The organism is Bacillus sp. EKM206B, from assembly GCF_011066015.1.
Lineage (GTDB): Bacteria > Bacillota > Bacilli > Bacillales > Bacillaceae > Bacillus > Bacillus velezensis.
Window position 1 is genome coordinate 263,648 of sequence record NZ_JAAMNL010000006.1, and the last position, 23,834, is coordinate 287,481.

Here is a 23,834-nt window from a genome sequence, read left to right on the forward strand (position 1 = left end):
CGCAGCAAATGCGGCTTTTCCATTCATTTATTTATTGGGGTTTGGGAATACACGCTGAACCATTTGGCCGAACTCATCAAACAGACCGGATACAGGATGTCCGTTTTGGATTCGTTTTCCGTAGCCTTGCATGCGTTCAACGAAGTCCGGGTTCGCTGATACATATACAGTCCGGACATGTTTATCAGCTGATTTTACCTTATCGGTAATCTTATTTTTCAAATGGTTGGCGATGGCGCCTTTTTGCCCGTTTGTCAAAACAACGGCAACATATGCGCTGTTTCCTGCAACGATCACAGTCGCATTTTTAACCTCTTTTAAATCAGTCACCTTGTCGGCGGCTTTATCAGCCACTCTCAGGTTACGATTGTCATTGTGATCGGTGTTTTGGTTATGACGGTTCACTGTATTCATATTTGTCGCACCGTCGTTAGGCGTGTTGCGGTAATTTACATTCTGGGTGCGGTTGTCATTTCGTTTTCCTTCTCCTTGATTCCCCATACTGCACCCTGCGGTAATCAGCATCGGCAGAAGAAGGGCAGAGATAACTGCTTGCTTTTTTATCATGTGAATTCCTCCTTTCTCACTTTACGTATAGGTTTTTCTATTCGGCGGGATTTATGCACGCCGTTTGCATTCTGAGCGGTTTGGATAAATATCAGAAGGAAAGGGAAAGGTAAGCGTAATCAATTGAATGAGGAGGGATTTAACTTGTTCAGAAAAAAAAGCGGCGTCAGCCCGACAGCGCTGCTGATCGGATCATCGATTCTGATTGCAGCTTTATCACCCGAAATCCGCCGGAAAATCTCCGGAATGGTTTCAGGCAGAATGCAGCATAAAGATGGCACACACTCCATGCAGCCTGCTGACCTGATTCAACAGGCATTCGGCGGCGAATCCGGCGGACAGCAGCACGCAGACAAAGCCCGGCATTCACAAACCGGCTCATTGCAGCCTGCCGACCTGATCAAACAGGCGTTCGGCGGGGAATCCGACGGACAGCAGCACGCAGACAAAGCCCGGCATTCACAAACCGGCTCATTGCAGCCTGCCGACCTGATCAAACAGGCTTTCGGCGGGGAATCCGGCGGACAGCATGAGCAGACTTCCCGCAATCACTCCGGCTCATCCCATACGGACGGACAGGCAGACCGCAGCCGCAGTAAAGAAACTTCGCCGAAGCCTCACTATACCGAGCCGATTCACTTCGAAGAAAGCGCGGTAAATGTTTTAAATGACAGCACCGTGATGAATATGCTGGAAGAAATTGAACCCGGAAATCATTAGAAACGAAAAAATCCTTCATTCGTTCAACGATGAAGGATTTTTCGTTTTAGCGCTCTATCTCATATTTTTCTATAAGAGAATGAACCATCGATCTGCTTTTGTTAAGCTTCTTCAGCTTCAATGACGATTGAGGAATCATTGTACACCGCGGTATCGGTTTCCTTCGTCATTTTACTTGTTAACAGCCCTGCGGTCATACTGCCGCTGACATTTAAGGCGGTGCGCCCCATGTCAATTAACGGCTCAATTGAAATGAGCAGCCCGGCAAGCGCGACAGGCATGTTCAGAGCGGATAGGACGAGCAGAGCCGCAAATGTCGCGCCGCCTCCCACGCCTGCTACACCGAATGAACTGATTGCCACGATGGCGATGACGGAAATGATAAATCCCGGTTCAAACGGGTTTTGCCCCACTGTCGGCGCAATCATCATCGCGAGCATCGCCGGATAAATACCGGCACAGCCGTTTTGACCGATTGATAAGCCGAATGAACCGGCGAAGTTCGCAATGCCTTCCGGTACGCCCATGCTTTTTTGTGTTTTAATATTGAGCGGCAAAGCCCCTGCGCTTGAACGGGACGTAAACGCAAACACCATAACCGGAAATGCTTTTTTCACGTATGTGATCGGATTTAAACCGCTGAACGTGATCAGCAGCAAGTGAATGATAAACATGGCGATAAGCGCGGCGTATGAAGCGATCACAAACATCCCCAGTTTCGCAATGCTGTCGATGTCGCTTGTCGCGATCGTTTTGGTCATAATCGCCAATACCCCGTAAGGCGTCAGTCTTAAAATTAATGTCACGACGCGCATAATAATCGCGTATACCGCATCGACAATTCCGCTGAAAGTCGCAGCGTGCTCCGGCTGTTTCCGTTTCACGCCCAGAAAAGCGATGCCGAGGAAAGCGGCGAAAATAACGACTCCGATGGTGGAAGTCGGTCTGGCTCCCGTGAAATCAAGAAACGGATTCCCCGGCAGAAGCTCAACGATTTGCTGAGGCAGCGTTTTGGCCGTCATATCCTCAGATTTTTGCTGCAGCTCCTGACCCCTTGATAACTCAGTGCTCCCCTGGTCGATATGAACGGCTTTCAGATCAAAGGAAAGCGCCGAAACAATTCCGACTGCCGCGGCAATTGCTGTCGTAGCGATCAAAATTCCGATGATCAGACCGCTGATTTTCCCGATGTTATGGGTCAGTTTCAGCTTCGTAAATGCGCCGAGAATAGAAATAAAGACTAGCGGCATGACGATCATCTGAAGCAATTTGACATAACCGCCGCCGGCAATATTAAACCAATCGGCCGTTTGTGTCACGATATGTGAAGCCGGCCCGTAAATCAATTGCAGCGCAAAACCGAATACAATGCCTAATCCGAGCGCGGTAAAGACACGTTTAGAAAAGGAAACGTGTTTTTTTTGCATCACAAACAGACCTGCTATAAACAAAAACAAAATAAAAACATGTAAGATTACAAATAAATTCTCCAAAACAGGTAAACACTCCCTTGCTCATTATCCTTAAACACTATATTACATCAATTCCGATCGGTCAAGTAAGAATTGACAATATATGTATTTTTATTGATTTTTCTCTTTTCTTTCCATCCTTTCTTTAGTAACTTATATAAGGGTGATTGTTATGCTGAAGGAACTGTTTCTTAATTTGACGATTTTAATCACATTTAATTATCTCTTCACCGTTCTTTTTAAAGAGTCGCTTTCACATAAAGAAGACCGTCCGATGTTTCAATTACTGAAGGGGGCGGTCTGCGGGCTTTTAGGGGTTTTTCTGATTGCTTTCGGCTTTTCTTACTCCGATTCCATCATTGATCTCAGAAATATCCCCATTATCATCGCCGCTCTTTACGGAGGCTGGGTGTCTACAGCAGCTGCCTTTATCATTATCGTGGCAGGCCGTATCCTGATCAATTTCAATGTCAGCGCCATTTATTCTATCGCCGCAGTCGGCATGATTGCGATACTTTCTGCGGCCGTATTCAGAGGAAAAAAGCCGAATCACAAAAATGCGTTCGTTATGCTGCTTTTTTCAAATGTTATTATCACCCTGACGCTGCTGTTACTTATGCCTGAACAGCCTGCCGGGGCCCTCGTTTATTTTTGGCTCATTTCTACCTTGGGCGGAATACTGTCGCTGTATATCATTAAACACGAAGCCGATGCCCGCCTTTTGTTCAAGCAATACAAGTTTCAAGCGAATTATGATTTTCTGACGGGGATTTTTAATAAGAGAAAATTCGAGGAAGTCTCGCGCGTTCTGTACGATCGGGCGTCTCAATCCCCCTCGTCTCAGCTCGCGCTTATTTATTTGGATATTGATCACTTTAAGCAGATCAATGACCAATACGGCCATTATGAAGGGGACCAAGTGCTGAAGGAACTGGGGGCGCGCCTGAGGTTCTTACTCAGCAGTTCTGATCCGTCAGCCCGCATCGGCGGGGAAGAATTTGCCGTGCTTATGCCCAATTGCACGTATACAAAAGGGCTTCACCTCGCAGAAGAAATCAGGCACACGATTGACGCGAACCCGATTCTGCTGACGAGCGGAGATACAATTCCCGTGACCGTTTCCCTCGGCATCGCGCATTATCCGACAAATACATCGGATCCTCAGACATTGCCCCTGATCGCGGACCGGATGCTGTACAAAGCGAAAACATCGGGGCGCAATCAAGTGTGCAGCACTGAAAAAAAAGAATGATCGCCCGAAGAGGAAATCATTCTTTCTTTTCAGTGAGAAAGCCGCCCCTCAGGAAAACAGGAATCAGGCTGCCCTCATATTCTTTTTCAATAAACGCCGCGGTATCATCTGATTGATACAAAGACAGGAGTTTTTGCATCCGTTCATCATCTTTATCCTCAGCTCTGACGGCGATCAGATGAATATATGCTTCCTTCATTTGCGCCGATCGGATCAGCGCGTCCTTCTCCGCATGAAATCCTGCTCTTTTCGCCTCGCTTTGACTGAGAACTGCTGCGTCAGCATGTTCCGCCGCCTGATAGGCGTTCTTTTTTGTTTCCGTTTTTAAGGTCAGATGCTTCGGGTTGTCCTTGATCATATCAGTTGAACCCGTACCGGTGAATCCCTTTTTCAATGTCATCAGTCCGGCCTCCTGCATGAGAAAAAGCGCCCTGCCGAAGGCCGCCGCTTCACCAGGCACGGCAATGACCGCTCCGTCCGGTATATCCTTCAGCCGTTTATGTTGCTTGGAATACACCCCCAGCGATGCCGCATATGTTGTTCCTAAAGGAGCCAGCTTCTTTTTCACATGAGGCGGCAAAGATTGAAAATAAGAAACGGATTGAAACGCATTGGCGTCGAGATCCCCGCCGGCAAGCGCCAAATCGGCCTCGGCATAATCCGAAAACGTTACCAAAGAGAGCTGCAATCCTTCCTCACCGGCTTTTTTCGCGACAAACTCCCAGATCGATTGATCAGATTCATTGATTCCGATAGTAATTGTCCGGTTCCCGTCAGGATAATGGCATGAAGTAAGTGACATGATCAAAATGAAAAGAAACAGACTGTTTATAAGCCGCAGGTTCAAGTTGACCTACTCCCTATGTATTTTTATGTACAGAGGCTGCACCATGGTATTCGGGCTCATGATTACATACAATACCGATTTAAAAAAGGGTTGTCAATTGCTTCCTTAAGAGGCTGCAAAGCGGTTTTTATCAGCTGAAAATGGGCTGTTCTAGTCTCAAATCAGATTTCCGTATCAGAGCGTTCTCCTCTTAAAACATGTTATTTCGAAAAAAGTTACATTTAGCAGTTGTTTTTTCTTCGAATTACTGGTAGAGTAAAGGTAATTATTTTTGTTCGAACTATCTTTAAGAAGAAAGTTTTGTAAGAGTTTTCGTCTTGGAAGTTTGTTTTAGAGCAAGAATAGTGAATTTAAGCGTTATGTCGCTTTAGGAGGAAATTTCATGTTAGAAGGTAAAGTAAAATGGTTCAACTCTGAAAAAGGATTCGGATTCATCGAAGTAGAAGGTCAAGACGATGTATTCGTTCACTTCTCTGCTATTCAAGGCGAAGGCTTCAAAACTTTAGAAGAAGGCCAATCTGTTTCTTTCGAAATCGTTGAAGGAAACCGCGGACCACAAGCTGCTAACGTAACAAAAGCATAAATTGTTTAAAAACCCTGCCGGTGTACGCCGGCAGGGTTTTTTTCATCTAAAACGAAAAGCTGTTTTGCAAAGGCAAAACAGCTTTTTTATATCAAGTGGCAATATCGCGTTTTAAGAAGACGCCGAATGCGAGCGCCAGAAAAATAACGAAGTAAATCACAAGCATCACAACCGAAAATGTCATCGTCATTCCCTCTACTAAAGGAGTCCCGTTCATATATTGCGACAAATCCGTATTGGCGAATAAAATATATTTGGTCCATTCAAATTTCGTGGCAAGAAATACAGTCGCCGTGTTTCCCATAACCAATAGAAAAATAGAAAATCCGACCGCTAATGAGCTGTTCCGGAATACCGCAGACAGCATAAACGCCATCGTCGCAAGCATAAAAGCGGAGACAGATTCATAGACATATGTTTTAGCGAGGAAGGCGATGATATTTTGCTCAAAAACATGGCCGTCTTTGTATACGAGATGAACATCAGCCGCAGTATCTCCGCCTGTACCGAAAAAGACCAATCCCAACAGAGCGGAGCCGGCAAATAAAATCACAAGCATCAGCAGTCCGAACAGCAGCACCGTCATATATTTAGAAAGCAAAATCTGAAAACGGCTGAGCGGACGAATGGCAAGCAGCTTGATCGTCCCCCAGTTGAACTCATTCGCCACGATGCCTGCGGCAATGATAATCGTAAACAGCCCGGTCAAAACAGTCATCATCGAAGAATCAGCTACGTATGACCACACTGTGTACCCTGTATCCTCAGGGATGTTATGATCCATACGGTATTGATTTATCGCGACATTCTGTTTCAGGTTATCAATGAGCGTCTGGTTTCCGGTTTCCTTCATCTGCTGTTTCATTTCTTTGTTTTCAGCCTGGAGCTCCTGTTTCCAATTCGGATTGGCTTCGCTCGAGGTGAAATGGTTTGACAGAAGCGCAAAACCGATCATCGAAACGCCTAAAATTACAATCATAGCCCACGTGCCGACGCGGCTGAAAATTTTTATCCATTCATTATAGATCAGCTTAAACATATTGAACCTCCTCTTTCGTCCCGCCGGTAATCTCCAAGAAACGGTCTTCCAAAGATTTTGTCATGATTTTCACTTCATATAAGCGGATGTTTTCACGGACGAGCAGTGATATCACATCAGGCACTTCCTGTTTTGACAGCTTGATCTCAATGCCGTTCGTCTTCTTCACACAGTCAAACTGACTCAGAACGGCAAGAGCCTCTTCTCTTTGTTCAATATGGAAGAAGTATGTATCTTTATCCTCTTTTCCTTCATCCCTTACTTTTTGAATATCGACAAGCTCCCCTTTTTGCAGAATGCCGATTCGGTCGCACATTAACTCCATTTCTGACAGCAGATGGCTTGAGACGATGACAGCCATTCCTTTTTCACGTGTCAGCTTTTTCAGATGGTCCCTGATTTCCCTGATGCCCGCGGGATCAAGGCCGTTTGTCGGTTCATCCAGAATCAGCACCTTAGGATTATGCAGCAGGCTTTGGGCGAGGCCGAGACGCTGTCTCATTCCGAGAGAGTAGGTTTTTACTTTGTCATGTATTCTGTCCTGCAACCCGACGAGCTCGATGACCTCATCTATTTTTTCTTTCGTAACGCCTTTTACCATCCTTGCGTACTGCTGTAAATTTTTATAACCGCTCAGGAATTTGTACAGCTCCGGGTTTTCCACGATGGCTCCGACGTGCCTGACCGCTTTTGCATAGTTTTTCGTAATGGATTCCCCGCAGATTACGATGTCTCCCTGAGACAGTTTCATTAATCCGACCATCATTCTGATCGTAGTGGTTTTCCCCGCTCCGTTCGGCCCTAGAAACCCAAACACTTCGCCCGCCCGGACGGAGAAGCTCAGATCATGAATAATCGTTCGTCCTTTTATCGTTTTCTTTACCTGTTGCAGTTCTAATACCGTTTCCAATTAGAATCCCCCTTCTATTTCGTGCGCCTGCATGACGCTTCTGTACCATTGCAGCACGGACATTCCTTCCTGTTCCCGAATTTCTTCGACCTCGCGCCGTTCAGCGATTTTCCCTTTTATGAAAACCATCACTTCGTCTAACAGCGTCTCAATCTCGCCGATCTCATGCGTGGCGATGACGACGATCTGGCTGTCAAAATCAATATAAGATACGAGACTGTTGACAATCGATTCTCTGACCGCCGGATCAAGACCTGAAAACGGCTCATCCAGCAGAATGACGGATGCTTTTCTCGACAGGGCCAAAACGATTTTCAGCCTGCCCCGGCTGCCTTTGGACAGCTCTTTTATCTTCTGCCCCGCTGAAAGATTCATTTCCGTTAATAGGTTATGTGCTTTTTCCAGCTGAAAATCCGGGAATTGCGAATGATAAAATGTGAGCATATCACCGACGGTCGTCCGGGCGAAAAACATATCATGTTCGGTTAAATAAGCCGTACGAAACAGCATGTTCCTGCTTACTGCGTAGTCTCCGATCCGGACGGCGCCCGAGGTCGGGAACGCAAGCCCGGCAAGCATTTTAAGCGTTGTTGATTTACCGCTTCCGTTCGGCCCTAAAATTCCGTAGATTTTACCCGGAGACAATGAAAATGATACATCGCTGACCGCGAGCCTGCGGCCGTATTTTTTTGTTACGCGTTCAAAATCAAGATTCATCGTTTGCTTCCTCCGCATATTGTTTGATCCCGTCGATCATTTCCTCAGGAGATAACCCCAGCTCCGCCATTTCCTGAATAAAGCGTTTGAAAACGTCTTTAGTCAGCCTGTCTTTCAGCTCCGCTTTCAGATCGGACCTTTCCGCTATAAAGGTTCCCTGTCCTCTTCTCGTCTCCACGATCCCCAGCCTTTCCATTTCACTGTACGTTCTTTGTATCGTATTCGGATTCACTTTCATCTGTACGGCCATCTCCCTTACGGACGGCAGTTTGTCCCCCGGTGAAAGCTCACTTCGGATCAGCCGGTAAAATACACGATCGGCAATCTGCAGATAAATCGGCTTGGATGACTGAAATTCATTCTCCATCATTACACCTCAACCTTTCGATTCAGCAGCATAGAGGCCAGCGCGAGACAGAGCGCCGCAAGCACGATCACTGTCAGGAAGCTGAAAAGCGAGATGTGGACGGCCTTCAGCTCCACCGTCCAGCCGGTCAATTTTGTATAGTGAAAATCAAAATCCGCATACACTTTTACCGGCCATAAATCATGTTGAGATGAAGTGAAAGGCGTAATGATTTTATCGTCAATATAGGTCCAGACAAACGCAAGCACGATGCAGATCACCCAACGGAGGACGGGAACATGTTTTAATGAGTGAAAAACAGTCCAAAATACGGCCACAATCACAGATAAATACGCTGAACTGATCAGCAGGTAAGCATTCAGTCCGGTTAATGTGCCGGCCAGGGGAATGGTGTGTTCCAGCGCTCCTTTTGCAGAAAGCATCCGGTACATCCAAATGCCGTAACCGGTCAGCGCCAGCTGCCCGATCAACTGATACAGCAGTGAGGCCGTCAGCTTGGAAGCCAGCAGATAAAATCCTCCATTCGGATTGTAAAGCCACAGTTGATTTTTTCCTTCTTTATGAAGGTGATAGTACATAAAAAGCGGCGCTACAAGAAATTGAAAAAACCCCATTGCCGTAAAAAAGCCGAAAATGACGAGCGGTTCTTTCTGACGGGCAGCGATGACGTGGGCTGCAAATGCCCAGCAAATCATGCCGCAAAGCCACACCGCGAGCCAAATCCATGAAACTTTCGCATCTTTTTTCAGCAAACCTAAAAACGATGTCATTCTTTCTCTCTCCATTCGGATCAAGTGTATGAGTAACATAGTACACTAGATCATCACGTATTACAATATCTTCAATAAAAAAAAGACAAATCCGCTCTTACGCAGATTTGCCTTTTCAATTACTTCTTTTTGTTTTTTAAGGAGAGCAGCGCATCACGATAGCTGCTATCCTGCATTTTGCCGCCGCTATCAGGATCGTTTGGTTCCTGATCCGTCTCAGAAGTCTTAAACTTCTGAAGCGCCTGACGGTACACATCATCGCCCATTGTATTCTTTTTCTCACGGGGAGATTCAGATTTTACAACGACGGGAGCATGCTCGGCTGAGCGCTCCTCGGCCGGATCATGCTTTTCCGGCTGTTCGGCTGTAGTGCCGATCGCTTCTCTCTTTTCTTCTTTGACATTCTGTCCTGCAGAAGTGCTGCGGACATTGAATGTGATAAGAAGTGCAATCACAATGACAGCAGCAATAACCGCTATAATAATGGCCATATAACCCTCTCCTTACTGTCGTCCGGCAGTTAGATTACCTGTGACTTGGCTGACACGTCTGCCAAGCGCACGGCCTAATTGAAGGCCTTCTTCCGTCATCAGCACATCGCTGTCAACCGGGCATGTGACGCCCGCACCGTAGTAAGAGCCGTACAGCGCGTTTTCAGGAACGTTGCCGGGAAGTCCGACAACAATCATGCCTTGGTGAAACATAGGAGTGATCAGATTGTGCATTGTCATTTCTAATCCGCCATGTGTTGTCGCCGTCGTACAGAATACGGCGCCGACTTTATCAATCAGCTCGCCTTCAGCCCACAGATAGCCGAGTCTGTCGATCCACGCTTTTAAGCCTGAACTGATGGTGCCAAAGTGTCCCGGGCATCCCCAGATAATGGCATCCATGTCTTTCAGCTTGCGGATGTCTGCTTGATCGACATGGTCGATCAGGACTTCAGCCTCAGCGTTTTCTCGTGCTCCTTCGGCAATGGCTTCAGCAAGGTGTTTTGTATGTTCGCCTTCACTATCGTACACTACGTAAATTTTCATTCAGGAAACCTCCCAATTCAGATGATTAAGATTCCTTCACTTCTTTAGGGGCCGGAAGCAATGACAGCTCCTCTTTTTTCTTCGCCCGCTGTTTGTCTTTCCGTACGTCACGCAAGAACAGGCTCAGGACTACGCCTATAACCGCAAAGATCGTCGCCCACATAAACGCGTCATTAATCCCCATAACGTTGGAATTAAGTGAAGCTGTTTTGTAGAGATAAGAATAAACGGTTTGTTTCGCCGCATCAAGCGACATGTTCATGTTGACCATTAAATTCGAAACCGCGCTTTGGAACGACTGCATGAAGCTTGGATCAGCCGTGCTTGTTTTATCCGCAATCTGCGAATAGTGCATTGTCGTACGGTTCGTATAAATCGTTGTGATCAAACTTGTTCCGATTGAACCGCTGATCTGGCGGAGCGTGTTGCTCATCGCCGTGCCGTGGCTGTTCAACCGTGCCGGAAGCTGGTTCATTCCGGCTGTCATAACAGGCATCATTAACAGTGACATACCGAATGCGCGGATGGCATAGACAAGCATAATGTGCGTGTAAGGTGTGTCAATTGTCAATTTTGTGTACTGGAATGTCGTTGCGACCGTGATGATCAGCCCGATAATCGCAAGCGGTCTTGGACCGATTTTGTCAAACAGAATACCGGATATCGGCGACATGATCAGCATGACAATCGCGCCCGGCAATAGCAAGAGGCCCGATTGCAGCGCCGTAAAGCCGACTAAGTTCTGCAGGTAAATCGGAAGCAGGAACATTCCTGTGTAAAGCGCAACGGTAATAATGATGTTAATCACACTGGAAAGTGAGAAAATATCATATTTAAATACCCGGAAGTCGAGCATCGGTTTTTCAGAGCGCAATTGCTGAATGACAAACGCGGCAATCGCGATGACACCGACAATGACGGTAGACAGCACGATCGGATCTCCCCAGCCGTCACTGCCCGCTTCACTGACTCCGTAAAGCAATGAGGCAAATCCGACAATGGATAGAATCGCACCCAAACTGTCGAGTTTGATTTTTTGCGGTTCCACCAAGTTCTTAAAGAGGAAGAACGCTATGATAATAACGATTGCCCCGATCGGAACAAGGCCGTAGAACATAATGCGCCATGTGTAATGCTCGATGATCCAGCCGGAAAGAGTCGGTCCGACCGCCGGAGCAAACATCATCGCAAGACCGAAAATCCCCATTCCTTTCCCCCTGCTTTCAGGCGGGAAGATAAGCAGAATGGTTGTCATGACCAGCGGCTGCAGGATACCGCCGCCGACCGCCTGAATTAACCGGCCGATCAGCATGGTTGAGAAGTTAGGCGCGATTCCGCAGACTAACGTTCCCGCTGTAAAACAGAACATGGCTACGAGAAAGAGGCTTCTCTGTCCGAACCGGGTAATTAAGAACGCAGATAACGGAATCAAAACACCGTTGACCAGCATGTATCCGGTCGTAAGCCACTGAATCGTCGTCGCACTCACACCGAACTCGGTCATTAAGTGCGGCATCGCCACGTTAAGAAGCGTTTGGTTCAAGATCGCCAGGAATAACCCGGCCATAAGCACAATAAGCAATGTTTTAGGACTTTTTACTTGATTATCTGATTTAGCCACCTAAGACAACCTCCCTTCATGGTTTGATGACTGATCTGTATTATTCAGAGATTTTTACAGATGCGTTCATACCAGGAAGCACCTTGTCAGATGGGTTGCTGAGTGAAATTTTAACAGGAACTTTTTGCGTTACTTTTGTGTAGTTGCCGCTTGAGTTTGAAGAAGGCAGCATATCAAATGTTGAATTTGTCGCATAACCGATTTCTTCTACTGTTCCGTCAAATGTTGTATTAGGGTCGCCGTCAACAATTACGTCTACTTTGTTTCCTACTTCAATGTCTCTAATGTCTGTTTCTTTAATGTTCGCAGTGATGTAAAGGTGTTTCATGTCAATTTCCTGGGCAATTGTCGTACCGGCTTGCACCATTTGGCCGTTTTTCACTTCGTTTTTCACGATTGTTCCATCCATGATGGCTTTTACGTCAGCATTTTGCTGTCCTTTGATTTTTGCAACAACGTCGTTTTTGCTTACTTCTTTCCCCTCATCAAGGTTCCAGTCAGTTACTTTACCCGCAGCAGGAGCTGTGATAGCTGCCATGTCGCCGGCAACTTTTGCTTCATCGGTTTTTACATAGTGTGTGCTTTGATAATAGTAGTAAGCACCTCCGCCTATAATTGCAAGAACAACAATCAAACCGATAATGTTGGTCAGAATTAAACGTCCTCTGTTCATTTTGTTTTCTCCTTTCGTTTCTTCCTCTATCATTTTGTGGAATGATGATAAAAATATGTGGGGATTTTTTTATTTTCCGTTTTTCACTGCACAGCCGTTTGCAAGCTTCGTTAAACTTTCCGCAAGCTTGCGCAGGTACTGCAGTTCAGCGGTATTGAGCTGCCGGTATAAGACCGCCGCTTTTTCGGCATATTGAACAGCAGCTTTCTTTAGAAGTTCTTCCCCCTCTTCGGTTAACTGAATCATAACAACACGCCGGTCGTCGTGATAGTCGCTCCGAACCATTAGGCGGCGCTTATACAGAATATCGGTCATTCTCGTGACAGACGCCGGTTTCAGATCAAGCGACAAAGCCAGCCTTGAAAGCTGCGTGCTTTTGCTCTTATGTATTTTGAACATCAGCAGATACTGCAGCACTGTAATATCAAAAGGTTCAAGAACTGTCTCCAGAATCATTTTCTGCTTTTTGTAAATCGATCTGGAAGTATCAAACAGTTGTTCAAAACTGAGCAAAGCGAGCTCTGATTCAATCACCGTATTTTCACCTCATTCCCTTAATAATAGTTCACAAGATAAAATATTAATAAATGAAAGAAGGTTTGTAAAGAGAAAAGTTTCATTTTTTAAGGATTTTTTTTATGCCGTTTTTTCTCTTTATTTTTAATTTAAAAAAGCCGGGTGAAGAACCGCGGCCGCACGATTCTTCACTCGGCTTTATATTTCATACGATGCTTTGCTTACACCGGCTTCCTCATTTTTAAAAAAGCTTTTCAGCGCTTGAAATACGTCTGATTTCTGTTTCAGGATGTAGTATTTAAATTTATCATCTTTGACATTTTTATAGGCGGACATGAGGGTGGAATGCCTGTTATATTGATTGACCTCACCGTAACAGAACAGATTCGATTTTTTCATGATGTCATTGACGAGCTTTACGCACCGGGCGTTATCCGAAGTCAGGTTATCTCCGTCTGAAAAATGAAACGGATAGATGTTGTAGCGGGCGGGGTCATATTTTTCATCAATTAATTCAAGAGATTTCCGGTAAACGGAGGAACAGATGGTGCCCCCGCTCTCCCCTTTCGAGAAAAAATCTTCTTCCGACACGACCTTCGCTTCCGTATGGTGGGCGATAAATTCGATATCAACCGTTTCATACTTTGTCCGTAAAAATCGTGTCATCCAAAAAAAGAAGCTCCTCGCCATATACTTTTCCCATACGCCCATCGAACCGCTTGTATCCATCATCGCTAAAACGACAGCTTTCGATTCCGGCTTCGTCACATCATTCCATGTTTTGTATTTCAGATCTTCCGGATAAATAGGGTAAAACGACGGCTTGCCTGTCATGGCATTTCGTTTATAGGCCGACAGCATCGTCCTTTTCTTATCGATATTCCCTGTCAGCCCGGTTTTCCGGATATCATTGAACTCGATATCGGTATGGACGATATTGTCCCTTTCCTTTTGCTGCAGATTCGGCAGTTCTAATTCCTGAAACAGCGCTTCTTCCAGATCCATCAATGAAACTTCCGCTTCATAATAATCCTCGCCTGCCTGATCGCCGGCTCCCTGGCCTTTTCCAGCCCCCTGCTTTTTATCTGCGCCGTCTCTTGCGACGACATCGCCGACTTCGCTGTCGCCGTCGCCTTGGCCGACATGTTTATTTTTATCATAGTTATAACGGATTTTATATTCATCAAGCGAACGAATCGGGATTTTCACGACATCTTTTCCGTTGGACATAATAATGCTTTCCTCAGTGACAAGATCCGGAAGGTTGTTTTTTATCGCTTCCTGTACTTTCTTTTGGTGGCGCTGCTGGTCGTCAAAGCCTTTGCGATGGAGGGACCAGTCTTCCTCTGAAATCAAAAAATTTCCGCTGTCATTACGGGACATGAATTCCCCTCCTTAACCGTTATGGTCGTTTTACATGTGTATTCCGGCTTGGTCCTGTTTATGAAACAAGTCCGGCGAAAAGATTTATTTTTATCTTATGCCGGCCGGACTCTCCAATTGACAAACAATTGCGAAAAACAGACAAAAGAACCCGTCCTTTTACAGACGGGCCTCTCAATGAAATCAAACATCAGCGGTTTAACAAGCTTCCGACATACTTCAGCAGTTCATTAGCGCTAGTCGAATTATAGCCGTGTTCATCTATTAACCTTGCCACTACCTCATTGACCTTTTTAAGCTGCTGCTCATCCGGCGTTTTCGTTGAGGTCGTAATTTTCACCACGTCTTTTAAGTCTGCGAACAGCTTTTTCTGAATCGCTTCGCGGAGTCTTTCGTGCGAATTATAGTCAAAGCGTTTTCCTTTTCTTGCATAGGCGGATATGCGGATTAAAATTTCTTCGCGGAACGCTTTTTTCGCGTTTTCTGAAATGCCGATCTGCTCTTCAATGGATCTCATCAGTTTTTCGTCAGGATTCATTTCTTCACCCGTCAGCGGATCGCGGAGCTTATTTTTATTGCAGTACGCTTCCACATTATCTAAATAATTGTCCATGAGAGTTTTCGCGGATTCTTCATATGAATAGACGAACGCCTTCTGCACTTCTTTTTTAGCGATGTCATCGTACTCTTTCCTGGCGGCGGAAATAAAATTCATATACCGCTCTTTGTCCTCGGCGGAGATGGACGGATGCTGGTCAAGTCCTTCTTTTAAGGAACGCAGCACGTCAAGCGAATTGATCGATTCCATATTTTTTCTGATAATTGTTGAGGAAATGCGGTTGATGACATAGCGCGGGTCAATTCCGCTCATTCCTTCATCATGGAATTCCTTCTTCATATCCTCAAGATCAACGGAATTGTAACCTTCAACGCTTTCTCCGTCATAGAGCCTCATTTTTTTGACGAGATCAATATCAGAGCGGTTCGGTTCCTTCAGCCGGGTCAAAATAGAAAACATCGCGGCCACTTTTAATGTATGGGGGGCGATGTGTACGTCAGAAACATCACTTTCAGAAATCATTTTTTCATAAATCCGTTCTTCCTCTGACACCTTTAAATTATAAGGAACAGGCATCACGATGATCCTGGAGTGAAGGGCTTCATTTTTCTTATTGGCAATAAACGAGCGGTACTCCGTTTCGTTCGTATGCGCAACAACCAATTCGTCGGCTGAGATGAGCGCAAACCGTCCGGCTTTGAAATTCCCTTCCTGCGTGAGTGACAGAAGGTGCCACAGAAATTTTTCATCGCATTTCAGCATTTCCTGAAACTCCATCATTCCGCGGTTCGCTTTATTTAATTCACCGTCAAACCGATAAGCGCGCGGATCTGATTCTGAGCCGTATTCGGCAATCGTTGAAAAATCAATACTCCCCGTCAAGTCGGCGATATCCTGTGATTTCGGGTCAGACGGGCTGAAGGTTCCGATTCCGGTACGTTTATCCTCCGAGAAGAATATACGTTCAACCTTTACATCCTCAATTCTGCCGCCGTACTCTTCTTCAAGCCGCATGACATTAAGCGGAGAAAGGCTGCCCTCAATTCTGATGCCGTATTCTCTGTAGAAGTCGTCGCGCAGATGATGGGGAATGAGATGGAGAGGATCTTCATGCATCGGGCAGCCTTTAATGGCGTAAACAGCGCCGTTGTCTGTCAATGAGTAGGCTTCAAGCCCTTTTTTCAGCATGGTGACAAGAGTTGACTTTCCGCCGCTGACGGGTCCCATCAATAGTAAAATCCGTTTTCTTACATCGAGCCGCTTGGCAGCCGGGTGAAAGTATTCCTCCACGAGCCGTTCCAGAGATTCCTCAAGGCCGAACAGCTCCCGCGAGAAAAAGCTGTATGTCTTTTTACCGTCATCCTCCTCGATTCCGCTGTCTTTTATCATATTAAAAACGCGAGAATGAGCAGACTGCGCGACCAATGGATTTTCTTTTATGATCTCCAAATAATCAGCGAACGTCCCTTCCCATTTGAGACGCTGCTCTTCCTCTCTGTACTTTTCAATTTTCTTTAATATATCCATAAGAACCTCCTCTATCATGGTTAATGCACTAGAAATAAGGTACTTTGTTACAATCTATGCGGTGACGTGATAATACATGCTTTTCGTTTCTTAAAAATAAAGACGTTATAAGGCCGTCATTGACAAGGGTCCGGTGCACCGTTCATAATGAAAGAAATACAGTTTCATCCAGACTCGGACATCAAATGGAAAAGCAAAGAGGAGGAGAAATGATGAAAACGATCATTTTACTTGGGGTCATTCTCACTTTTTTAGTATCCATTTTCACGGCGGGTTACGACAGCAAACCTGAAAACAAATAACGGCAAAAGGGTGCTCTTTATGAAGAGCACCCTTTCCTGTACAACATAACAATGTTTCATATTTGAATATGTTCTTGGACAGTTGATTTTTCATGAGATTTGCAGCTTGTTTGATACTCGATTTTTCCGATTTTGCAGCCCGGGCCGATTTCCACATGCTTTCCTCTGACGATGTCCGCTTCCGTGTATTCGAGGTAAATTGCGTCTCCTTCGATCAATTCAGCAGAAAGCGTGCCGGCTTTCCGTTTAAGAAAACCGGGTTTCCGTCTGACGGTGATCGATGTGCCGCCGATTTCTTTCACGCGGCTTCGGTCATAACGCAAATGGATGTTTACGTCCCCTGCGTTTAACAATCCCGCCACATTGATACATCCTGTTACATGAAGCAACTCCGTCTCGCAATCGCCGCCGACGGTGAGACTGCCTTTTATATGACACCGCTCTCCCGCGGCCCCGCCGCCAATTTCAGCAAGTCCTTTCAGCCTCATCGTAGCGAAACGCATAGAGCCGCCGACTTTCAATGTGCCCATCACATTTGCTGAACGTGCTGATAAATCTCCTGCAACTTCATGCTCTCCGAAAATTTTCAGCCTGTTGATCTCGGCATCTCCGAGAAAAAGTCCCGTACCGAATATCCGGCAGCGTTCGCTTTGAAGTCCTTCGCCGACAGTTCCTTCCCCTTTAATGCTTACATTTTGGTAGGAGCCGCCGGAGGCGTGTCCGGCTCCGTACATTTTTAAATGACTCAATTTTTTTGTCGTTTCCATCGCAGTTCCTCCTATCGTTTCACGACTTTGTTAACCAAAGCGGAAGGGTCACATGTAAAATCGCCGCTGTATTCCACAGTCCCAATGGTGCAGCCTGCGCCGATCCGCACATGATTTCCGCGGACTGTCTTCGCGTTCGTGTCCGCCAATTCAATGATGTCACCTTCAATCAGCTCCGCTGTCAGCACCGGGGCCGGCATCAGCTTAAAACGCGTAAGCACGCTCTTTCTGCTCATCACTTTCAAATGGCGGCAGCCGATCTCTTTCACATGGCTTTCTCCCGCCGTCAGCTTAATACTGACTTCATCGGCATTCAACAGGCCGCCGATCTTGCATTTGCCTTCCGAACGGAACGTCTCTGTCTCGCAATCGCCTTCAATCCCGGCTTTCCCGGATATGAAAATATCATCAGCTTTCACACCGCCGCCGAAAGATGAAAATCCCGCGACGTTCAGCCGCTCCGTTTTGACATCACCTTTAATGACACCCGTTCCATTGATACGGATGGATTCAGCTTCGGCACTGCCGGAAATTTTCCCCGAACCGCTGATCGTCAGCGTTTGCGTCTTGACATGTCCGTCTGTTTTTCCGCTGCCGTTAAACAAAAAGCTCGCGCACTCCACATCACCTGACACCGTGCCGCTTCCGTTGATCTCCACTGTATGAAAACGGCCTCCTTTTGAACTTCCTGAACCGTTGATGATTAATTTATCTGTTACTTCCATTGATGGTCCTCCTGCATCCATTTCGTTTTTAATTCTTCCGATGCCGCAGCAAGCGCCACCCGTTCAACCACTTTGACAGTCGGTTCAAATAAAATATGTTCCGCGTCTGCGATGAAGCACGTCGTTACGCCAAGCTTTCGGAGCATGACAAGCTCCGTATTCGCTTTCAGTTCGGAAGCCTCATACGTTTTCAGCACCCCTGCCGCCAATTTTCCTTCCTCAAGGCTGATATTGCCCGATTGCAAAAGCCCTTCAAGCACATATAAAGACAGCAGCGCACGGGACGTGAATGTCACGCCGTCTTCGCCATAAACTTGCAGCGCGGCTTTTGAAATCAGTCCCTTTTGAAGCAGCTCCGCAGACGTTATATTGACATCAGTCATTTGCGGAGACAGCATTTCCCTCATTTCATCCAAAGACAGATTTTCTTTCATTTTCTGTATTTTTGAGATACGTTTTAATATTTCCGCTCTCGGAAAAAATGTTTCCTGGCCTGTAAATGTTGATTTTCGGATAAACCATTCTTCAGGAATTAAATTTTTCCGTTTCCAGCGGTACAGCTGCCCGTATGAGATTGATGTTTCTTCCAGCAATTCTTTTTTAGAAATCAGTTGTTCCTCCATGAATCCAGCTCCTTCGATGAAAGTATTGTAACATAACACTGTTACGTTGTTAAGCCCATAAATATAAAAATGCCGTAAACCCCCGCTGTCCGTCTTTTTTATTGAATAAAAAAACGCCCGGATGCGGGCGTTTTTTTTCTCACGTCAAATCTCTGTAATTTTGCTGGCGCAGCGCTTCATATACAAGAATCGCGGCAGTGTTGGACAGGTTTAATGATCTCACATGCTCGGTCATCGGCAGACGCAGGCAGCGGTCCATATTGTTTTCGATCAATTCTTTCGGAAGACCGCTCGTTTCTCTGCCGAATACGAAGAAAAAGTCTTCCTCCGTATTTGAGTAATCAAATGATGTGTGCGGCTTTTGGCCGAATTTTGTAATGAAGAAAAACTTTCCGTTCTCATATGCCTCAAATAACTCTTCCAATGAATCATGATATACGACGTTGACGAACTCCCAATAATCGAGTCCGGCGCGCTTCAGCATTTTATCATCGGTCGAGAATCCGAGCGGGCGGATCAAATGAAGCGTTGTGTCTGTTGCCGCACAAGTACGTGCGATATTTCCCGTATTGGCCGGGATTTCGGGTTGATATAAAACGACATGTAATGCCACGATGTTCACCTCTGTTTTTTATTCCGCCCACCATTATATCATTAATTACTCTTTTGTCGTATCATCCGTAATATGAAAAAACGCATATCTGATTGAAGGAGTATACGCCGTTGAATCCTCATATGACCAATATCTCATTCTGCTGTCATACGTTTGGGCATTGACGAGCGGCATATTGCTTTTATCTTTCGCGACCACGATCGCCGTATGATTAAAACGGCCGTCTCCTTCAAAATCATAGCAAATGATATCTCCGGGCATCAGTTCTTGAGCTCTTGATACTTGCACCGCGCGAAGCCCTGCCTTGGATTGGGCCAGATACATCTTCATCGAATGCGCGACCGTCCAGCTGTAGCTCCACGAGCTTGCCTTCATCCACCAGCCTGAGCCTCTGTTCGGATGCCCCCGCATCGGTGCTTTTCCGGCATGTAAACATTGGGAAATAAAATTGGTGCAGTTGTCGCTGAAATTTTTATAAGCGGGATTTCGTTTATTCCAAAACTTCTCCGCGTACTGCACGGCAGCCAGACGGTCGTATTGAAACGCCCGCCCGAAATCTTCCCGTTCACTCCGCTCATATTCAATTACGCTGTTTCCGTCAGAAAATCCCGCAGGTTTTTTCTTTACTTCCCGGTCTTTAATCAAAAGCTGATCATAGAGAAATGCAGTCCGTTCCTCAATCTGCTCTTCTAAGTAAAGGTGTCCGTCATGCTCCTTGCACAAATATTCGAAATGAATCGTGTACATGACGCATAACGTGCCGTCGTCCTCAAGGCTGCTTTTGACAATGACGGCTTTTGCCTTCGCTTTCACGATGTCAACTTTCCGTTTTTCAAACAGCTCTTTTTTTCTCGTCAGGACCTCAAGATCGCCGGGCTGCCCATTGTGCCTCATCTCGGTTCCGTTGATTAAATAATGAAGCCGGGCCTCCGCTAAATCTTCAATAATATGCTTCAAGCGCTCCACCCACCATACTGTTTTATAAAGAAAAACACTTGAACTCACGCCAAGTGCTTTTTCTCTATACATATGTCAGGACCGGCCGGTTTTAGTCTTATCAGAAACCGATAACAGCTCCAGTCCCTTTTCAATTTCCCGTATAGCTTCCTCATCCTGCTCCTTTTGAAGCGCTTTTTCTAATTCCCCCGCATAATCAGGATCACCGATTTTCCCGATGGCCCAGGCGGCCGTCCCCCTGATGACGGGGCGCGGATCTTGGTGCATTAAGGCCGTTAATTCCGGAAGGGACGAGGCATCTTTAAAATGAGCCAAAGCTAAAATCGCATTCCGCTGTATCGGCTTCTTGCCGCGCCATGATCCCGATACATGTCCGAATTTTTCTTTGAATTCGCGGTTGCTTATGGTCAAAAGCGGCTTTAACAGCGGCTTTGCGATTTCCGGATCAGGCTCCATCTGCGGATGAAGATGAAAATCTTTCCCCTTATTAATCGGACAGACCGTCTGGCACGTGTCACAGCCATACAGACGGTTTCCGATTTTCGTGCGGAACTCATCCGGCAAAAATCCCTTTGTCTGGGTCAGGAACGAAATACAGCGCTGGGCGTTAAGCTGTCCGGGATTGACGAGCGCGCCGGTCGGACACGCGTCTAAACATTTTGTGCACGTACCGCACATATCTTCAATCGGCACATCCGGTTCAAAGGGCAGATTGGTGATCATTTCAGCCAGATAGACGTAAGAGCCGTATTCAGGCGTGGTGATCATGCAGTTTTTGGCGCTGAAGCCGATTCCCGCCCGTTCAGCCACGGCCCTGTCGGACAATTCCCCTGTATCCACCATTGACTTTGTGCGGATATCCTCATGTTTGCTTTGGAGAAAATTCTCCAGCAGATCAAGCTTTTCCCTCAGCACGTCATGATAATCCTTCCCCCAGGAAGCTCTGCAAAAAATGCCGCGCCGCCCGTCCCTCGTGCTCCTCGGCGCATCTTTCATTTTGGAAGGATAAGCAAGGGCGATGGCGACGATTGATTTGGCTTTCGGGAGAAGCAAAGACGGTGTAACCCGTTTTTCAATATCCGGCTCTTCAAACCCGGATAAATAGCCGAGTGATTCCTGAAGAATCAGCCGGTCCCGCAGACTGTCGAACGTATCAGCCGTCGTAAACCCGATTTTGTCGACTCCGATGCTTTTGGCGTATTCGATTAATTCCTCTTTCAGTTTATGAATATTCATTTTTTGCACAGCCTCCTTTCTTTGTGATCAGGCTCCCGCACAGGTATAATAGAGTTTTATCATCCCGAAATGGAGTGAACACACTTGAACATCAGTTTAGATCCACTTATTGCTGAACGGGTGCCGGGGATCAAAGCGGCAGCCGTCTTATATGAACAGATCGAAGTCGGGCCTGCTCCGCAAATGCTGAAAGGCCGCCTCCGTTTATTTCAAGAATCTCTTTACTTTGATTATGCTGACGGCGGTATAGATGAGCAGCCTTTTGTAAAAGAGTGGGCGCGTATAATGGAACAGCTCAGTCCCGCCTTTTCAGGACAAAAAACGCCGATGGAGCTTATGCTCGGCGATATTTCCCGGGAACGATTCATTGAAAGTGTGAATTCAGCCCATGATACCATACTTTTTTTCTCCTTGAAATATTCATTGCCTATCATGGCGTATGACGCCGCAGAAATAGATGAACCGATTTCGATTACGATCGGAGAAAAAGAAAGCGTACTGTCTTTCTCCGGCCCGGACGGCGTTTTCGGCGACTTCACCGGACATATCAATACCCGCCCGGTCACGCCCGACACAAAGAAAATGCTGCAGCTGATCTTTTTCCCGCCTTCATTTCATGCCGACGCGGCGGATGAGCTGCTATCATCCTTAACAAAAATGTTTGAACAAATTCACGGAGGCACGCATACCGTCTCTTGGCTTTCATAAAAAGACACGCCTTTCGTGTCTTTTTTCACATAAAAAAACGCAATACTTCGTTTATCAGAGAAACGAAACACTGCGTTAATAACGTATGTATGGAGCGGGTGATGAGAATCGAACTCACGACATCAGCTTGGAAGGCTGAGGTTTTACCACTAAACTACACCCGCATCAAAATTAATTTTTGTCAGTACCGATTTGATGTTTCTAATATTACATGTTTATTTTTTTTTCGTCAAGGGAATGTTAAAAAATTTGTCGAAAAAAATTCTTTTTTTGTCCACATGTTAAGTTGGGTTTACATTTTGTTAAGAGTCTCATACAATATAAAAAAGAAGAAAACTTGAGGTACGCCTGATGATGAAAAATAAAGTAAAAGAGCTGAGAGCCAGATTCGGCTATTCTCAGGAAACGCTCGGAAAAGAAGCCGGAGCCACCAGACAGACGATTGCAGCGATTGAAAAAGGAGATTATGTGCCTTCACTTTTATTGGCGCTTAACATCTGCCGGGCTTTCTCCCTGCCGATGGAGGAAGTTTTCTGGCTGGAGGAGGAGAAAAAATGAGTTTGAAAAGAAAAGCGTGTTTTCACCTTGCACTCTACGGATTGGCCTGCTGGACGCTTATTTCCTTTATGGAAGCGGCGCCGCGGATCGCTCAGTTTTTCCAAACGGAGGGGAGCGGTTCATTTGAGCTGAATATCACTCCGTTTCTGCTGTTTACCGTTTGTGCCGCATTGTATATCTATGCCGAAAAGAAAAAACGAAACGGCAAAAAGCACAGGCTTGTACCCGATGAATTTGAGGAACAGGATGAAAGAGAACGAATGATGACGGCTAAAGCTTGCCGTTCCTCGTATATCGCCGTTTACTTCTCATTGCCAGCCGCAGCCGTTCTGCTTTTGTTTTATCCGCTGATTCAGCCGCACCTTCCCTTTTTTCCGATTCTTTTGATTTTCATTCTGATGATGATTCAGCATTTGGCTTATGCTTTCACTTTTCATAAGCACGGCAAAAACTCCGGTTCATGACAGATCCGGAGTTTTTTACATTACCAGCTCGCTTTTTTCACCCCGGGAATCCGGCCTTTATGGGCCAGCTCCCTGAATGCGATTCTGGACAGTTTAAATTTTCTCATATATCCGCGGGGCCGCCCCGTCACCGTACAGCGGTTATGAAGCCTGCCCGGAGCAGAATCACGCGGCAGTTTGCTCAGCGCTTCCCAGTCTCCTTTTGCCTTTAATTCTCTTCGGATGTCCGCATATTGTTCAACAAGCTTCTGTCGCTTGAGCTCTTTGATCACTTTTGATTTTTTTGCCATTTCAGCACCCCTAACAAATCGTAATAATTAC

General features: G+C 46.1%; 28 protein-coding genes and 1 tRNA gene. 6 read left to right on the plus strand and 23 right to left on the minus strand.

The features are described 5' to 3' along the window. Positions 1-27: 27 nt before the first annotated feature. On the minus strand, positions 28-567 hold the full coding sequence (locus tag G9F50_RS13690) for a YhcN/YlaJ family sporulation lipoprotein (RefSeq protein ID WP_003155362.1): 540 nt from the start codon (positions 565-567) through the stop codon (positions 28-30). A gap of 144 nt (positions 568-711) precedes the next feature. Here G9F50_RS13690 and G9F50_RS13695 point away from each other — a divergent pair, with 144 nt between their 5' ends. Further along, positions 712-1,287 carry a hypothetical protein gene (locus G9F50_RS13695; RefSeq protein ID WP_113708608.1) on the plus strand — a complete coding sequence of 192 codons (576 nt, stop codon included), beginning with the start codon at positions 712-714 and terminating at the stop codon, positions 1,285-1,287. 101 nt (positions 1,288-1,388) lie between these two features. Here G9F50_RS13695 and G9F50_RS13700 read toward each other — a convergent pair whose 3' ends face one another. Continuing rightward, positions 1,389-2,780, minus strand: coding sequence for an L-cystine transporter (locus G9F50_RS13700; RefSeq protein ID WP_025284474.1), 1,392 nt, complete (start codon positions 2,778-2,780; stop codon positions 1,389-1,391). Between the two features lie 151 nt (positions 2,781-2,931). On the opposite strand from G9F50_RS13700, the gene G9F50_RS13705 reads away from it, so the two are divergent. Beyond that, positions 2,932-4,011, plus strand: coding sequence for a GGDEF domain-containing protein (locus G9F50_RS13705; RefSeq protein WP_060562071.1), 1,080 nt, complete (start codon positions 2,932-2,934; stop codon positions 4,009-4,011). A gap of 16 nt (positions 4,012-4,027) precedes the next feature. Here the strand turns inward: G9F50_RS13705 and G9F50_RS13710 are convergent, their stop codons facing one another. Then, positions 4,028-4,858, minus strand: a complete 831-nt coding sequence (locus G9F50_RS13710; RefSeq protein ID WP_012117153.1) for a MetQ/NlpA family ABC transporter substrate-binding protein — start codon at positions 4,856-4,858, stop codon at positions 4,028-4,030. A gap of 382 nt (positions 4,859-5,240) precedes the next feature. Between G9F50_RS13710 and cspB the strand changes: the two genes are divergently transcribed. Beyond that, on the plus strand, positions 5,241-5,441 hold the full coding sequence (gene cspB / locus G9F50_RS13715) for a cold shock-like protein CspB (RefSeq protein ID WP_003155376.1): 201 nt from the start codon (positions 5,241-5,243) through the stop codon (positions 5,439-5,441). Between the two features lie 91 nt (positions 5,442-5,532). Here cspB and G9F50_RS13720 read toward each other — a convergent pair whose 3' ends face one another. From G9F50_RS13720 to queG, 18 genes are all read right to left on the minus strand, one after another. Further along, entirely contained in the window at positions 5,533-6,480 is a 948-nt protein-coding gene (locus G9F50_RS13720) for an ABC transporter permease (protein ID WP_025284471.1), read from the minus strand. Next, positions 6,473-7,390: an ABC transporter ATP-binding protein gene (locus tag G9F50_RS13725; protein WP_012117151.1), complete on the minus strand. Its 918-nt coding sequence runs from the start codon at positions 7,388-7,390 to the stop codon at positions 6,473-6,475. The genes G9F50_RS13720 and G9F50_RS13725 overlap by 8 nt, the downstream gene beginning before the upstream one ends. After that, on the minus strand, positions 7,391-8,107 hold the full coding sequence (locus tag G9F50_RS13730) for an ABC transporter ATP-binding protein (RefSeq protein WP_060562070.1): 717 nt from the start codon (positions 8,105-8,107) through the stop codon (positions 7,391-7,393). Continuing rightward, positions 8,097-8,474: a GntR family transcriptional regulator gene (locus G9F50_RS13735; protein WP_060562178.1), complete on the minus strand. Its 378-nt coding sequence runs from the start codon at positions 8,472-8,474 to the stop codon at positions 8,097-8,099. Before G9F50_RS13735 ends, G9F50_RS13730 begins: the two co-directional genes overlap by 11 nt. 2 nt (positions 8,475-8,476) lie before the next feature. After that, positions 8,477-9,244 (minus strand): hypothetical protein, encoded by a 768-nt coding sequence (locus tag G9F50_RS13740; RefSeq protein WP_060562069.1) that lies wholly within the window; start codon positions 9,242-9,244, stop codon positions 8,477-8,479. Positions 9,245-9,363: 119 nt separating this feature from the next. Next, on the minus strand, positions 9,364-9,735 hold the full coding sequence (locus G9F50_RS13745; RefSeq protein WP_025284468.1) for a hypothetical protein: 372 nt from the start codon (positions 9,733-9,735) through the stop codon (positions 9,364-9,366). Between the two features lie 12 nt (positions 9,736-9,747). Continuing rightward, positions 9,748-10,281 carry an NAD(P)H-dependent oxidoreductase gene (locus tag G9F50_RS13750; protein WP_003155386.1) on the minus strand — a complete coding sequence of 178 codons (534 nt, stop codon included), beginning with the start codon at positions 10,279-10,281 and terminating at the stop codon, positions 9,748-9,750. Positions 10,282-10,306: 25 nt separating this feature from the next. Continuing rightward, positions 10,307-11,902, minus strand: coding sequence for an MFS transporter (locus tag G9F50_RS13755; RefSeq protein ID WP_012117147.1), 1,596 nt, complete (start codon positions 11,900-11,902; stop codon positions 10,307-10,309). Between the two features lie 40 nt (positions 11,903-11,942). Next, positions 11,943-12,608 (minus strand): HlyD family secretion protein, encoded by a 666-nt coding sequence (locus G9F50_RS13760; protein ID WP_007610259.1) that lies wholly within the window; start codon positions 12,606-12,608, stop codon positions 11,943-11,945. Positions 12,609-12,644: 36 nt separating this feature from the next. Continuing rightward, positions 12,645-13,109 carry a MarR family transcriptional regulator gene (locus G9F50_RS13765; protein ID WP_003155389.1) on the minus strand — a complete coding sequence of 155 codons (465 nt, stop codon included), beginning with the start codon at positions 13,107-13,109 and terminating at the stop codon, positions 12,645-12,647. Positions 13,110-13,289: 180 nt separating this feature from the next. Next, complete coding sequence (yhbH, locus tag G9F50_RS13770; RefSeq protein ID WP_007408433.1) at positions 13,290-14,474, minus strand: sporulation protein YhbH; 1,185 nt, start codon at positions 14,472-14,474, stop codon at positions 13,290-13,292. Between the two features lie 190 nt (positions 14,475-14,664). Continuing rightward, complete coding sequence (gene prkA, locus G9F50_RS13775; RefSeq protein WP_003155391.1) at positions 14,665-16,560, minus strand: serine/threonine protein kinase PrkA; 1,896 nt, start codon at positions 16,558-16,560, stop codon at positions 14,665-14,667. A 358-nt stretch (positions 16,561-16,918) separates the two neighbouring features. Next, a complete protein-coding gene (locus tag G9F50_RS13780; protein WP_060562068.1) occupies positions 16,919-17,629 on the minus strand; it encodes a hypothetical protein in 711 nt (236 codons plus the stop codon). A gap of 11 nt (positions 17,630-17,640) precedes the next feature. Beyond that, positions 17,641-18,354: a polymer-forming cytoskeletal protein gene (locus tag G9F50_RS13785; protein ID WP_012117144.1), complete on the minus strand. Its 714-nt coding sequence runs from the start codon at positions 18,352-18,354 to the stop codon at positions 17,641-17,643. Beyond that, on the minus strand, positions 18,345-18,977 hold the full coding sequence (locus tag G9F50_RS13790) for a YhbD family protein (RefSeq protein WP_015417094.1): 633 nt from the start codon (positions 18,975-18,977) through the stop codon (positions 18,345-18,347). Before G9F50_RS13790 ends, G9F50_RS13785 begins: the two co-directional genes overlap by 10 nt. A 139-nt stretch (positions 18,978-19,116) precedes the next feature. Then, positions 19,117-19,599 carry a tRNA (uridine(34)/cytosine(34)/5-carboxymethylaminomethyluridine(34)-2'-O)-methyltransferase TrmL gene (trmL, locus tag G9F50_RS13795; protein WP_007610253.1) on the minus strand — a complete coding sequence of 161 codons (483 nt, stop codon included), beginning with the start codon at positions 19,597-19,599 and terminating at the stop codon, positions 19,117-19,119. A gap of 36 nt (positions 19,600-19,635) precedes the next feature. After that, a complete protein-coding gene (locus tag G9F50_RS13800) occupies positions 19,636-20,547 on the minus strand; it encodes an amidase domain-containing protein (RefSeq protein ID WP_063095776.1) in 912 nt (303 codons plus the stop codon). 75 nt (positions 20,548-20,622) lie between these two features. Then, on the minus strand, positions 20,623-21,783 hold the full coding sequence (gene queG / locus G9F50_RS13805; RefSeq protein ID WP_015239452.1) for a tRNA epoxyqueuosine(34) reductase QueG: 1,161 nt from the start codon (positions 21,781-21,783) through the stop codon (positions 20,623-20,625). 84 nt (positions 21,784-21,867) lie between these two features. Here queG and G9F50_RS13810 point away from each other — a divergent pair, with 84 nt between their 5' ends. After that, on the plus strand, positions 21,868-22,491 hold the full coding sequence (locus G9F50_RS13810) for a hypothetical protein (protein WP_060562067.1): 624 nt from the start codon (positions 21,868-21,870) through the stop codon (positions 22,489-22,491). A 90-nt stretch (positions 22,492-22,581) separates the two neighbouring features. Here the strand turns inward: G9F50_RS13810 and G9F50_RS13815 are convergent. Further along, positions 22,582-22,655 (minus strand) — tRNA-Gly (locus G9F50_RS13815). Between the two features lie 190 nt (positions 22,656-22,845). On the opposite strand from G9F50_RS13815, the gene G9F50_RS13820 reads away from it, so the two are divergent. Together G9F50_RS13820 and G9F50_RS13825 are read left to right on the plus strand one after the other, a co-directional pair. Further along, positions 22,846-23,049, plus strand: coding sequence for a helix-turn-helix transcriptional regulator (locus G9F50_RS13820; protein WP_003155407.1), 204 nt, complete (start codon positions 22,846-22,848; stop codon positions 23,047-23,049). Then, positions 23,046-23,513 carry a hypothetical protein gene (locus G9F50_RS13825; protein ID WP_007408423.1) on the plus strand — a complete coding sequence of 156 codons (468 nt, stop codon included), beginning with the start codon at positions 23,046-23,048 and terminating at the stop codon, positions 23,511-23,513. The genes G9F50_RS13820 and G9F50_RS13825 overlap by 4 nt, the downstream gene beginning before the upstream one ends. A gap of 20 nt (positions 23,514-23,533) precedes the next feature. Here G9F50_RS13825 and rpsN read toward each other — a convergent pair whose 3' ends face one another. Beyond that, positions 23,534-23,803, minus strand: a complete 270-nt coding sequence (rpsN, locus tag G9F50_RS13830; RefSeq protein WP_025284463.1) for a 30S ribosomal protein S14 — start codon at positions 23,801-23,803, stop codon at positions 23,534-23,536. Positions 23,804-23,834: the final 31 nt, after the last annotated feature.

Bases quoted from the DNA above. Each gene is read 5' to 3' on its own strand.
- G9F50_RS13690 (WP_003155362.1), bottom strand. From the start codon at position 567: ATGATAAAAAAGCAAGCAGTTATCTCTGCCCTTCTTCTGCCGATGCTG.
- G9F50_RS13745 (WP_025284468.1), bottom strand. From the start codon at position 9,735: ATGGCCATTATTATAGCGGTTATTGCTGCTGTCATTGTGATTGCACTT.
- G9F50_RS13750 (WP_003155386.1), bottom strand. From the start codon at position 10,281: ATGAAAATTTACGTAGTGTACGATAGTGAAGGCGAACATACAAAACAC.
- G9F50_RS13825 (WP_007408423.1), top strand. From the start codon at position 23,046: ATGAGTTTGAAAAGAAAAGCGTGTTTTCACCTTGCACTCTACGGATTG.
- G9F50_RS13780 (WP_060562068.1), bottom strand. From the start codon at position 17,629: ATGGAAACGACAAAAAAATTGAGTCATTTAAAAATGTACGGAGCCGGA.
- G9F50_RS13705 (WP_060562071.1), top strand. From the start codon at position 2,932: ATGCTGAAGGAACTGTTTCTTAATTTGACGATTTTAATCACATTTAAT.
- G9F50_RS13740 (WP_060562069.1), bottom strand. From the start codon at position 9,244: ATGACATCGTTTTTAGGTTTGCTGAAAAAAGATGCGAAAGTTTCATGG.
- G9F50_RS13720 (WP_025284471.1), bottom strand. From the start codon at position 6,480: ATGTTTAAGCTGATCTATAATGAATGGATAAAAATTTTCAGCCGCGTC.
- prkA (WP_003155391.1), bottom strand. From the start codon at position 16,560: ATGGATATATTAAAGAAAATTGAAAAGTACAGAGAGGAAGAGCAGCGT.
- G9F50_RS13760 (WP_007610259.1), bottom strand. From the start codon at position 12,608: ATGATAGAGGAAGAAACGAAAGGAGAAAACAAAATGAACAGAGGACGT.
- G9F50_RS13785 (WP_012117144.1), bottom strand. From the start codon at position 18,354: ATGGAAGTAACAGATAAATTAATCATCAACGGTTCAGGAAGTTCAAAA.
- G9F50_RS13735 (WP_060562178.1), bottom strand. From the start codon at position 8,474: ATGGAGAATGAATTTCAGTCATCCAAGCCGATTTATCTGCAGATTGCC.
- G9F50_RS13730 (WP_060562070.1), bottom strand. From the start codon at position 8,107: ATGAATCTTGATTTTGAACGCGTAACAAAAAAATACGGCCGCAGGCTC.
- rpsN (WP_025284463.1), bottom strand. From the start codon at position 23,803: ATGGCAAAAAAATCAAAAGTGATCAAAGAGCTCAAGCGACAGAAGCTT.
- yhbH (WP_007408433.1), bottom strand. From the start codon at position 14,474: ATGTCCCGTAATGACAGCGGAAATTTTTTGATTTCAGAGGAAGACTGG.
- G9F50_RS13820 (WP_003155407.1), top strand. From the start codon at position 22,846: ATGAAAAATAAAGTAAAAGAGCTGAGAGCCAGATTCGGCTATTCTCAG.
- queG (WP_015239452.1), bottom strand. From the start codon at position 21,783: ATGAATATTCATAAACTGAAAGAGGAATTAATCGAATACGCCAAAAGC.
- cspB (WP_003155376.1), top strand. From the start codon at position 5,241: ATGTTAGAAGGTAAAGTAAAATGGTTCAACTCTGAAAAAGGATTCGGA.
- G9F50_RS13790 (WP_015417094.1), bottom strand. From the start codon at position 18,977: ATGGAGGAACAACTGATTTCTAAAAAAGAATTGCTGGAAGAAACATCA.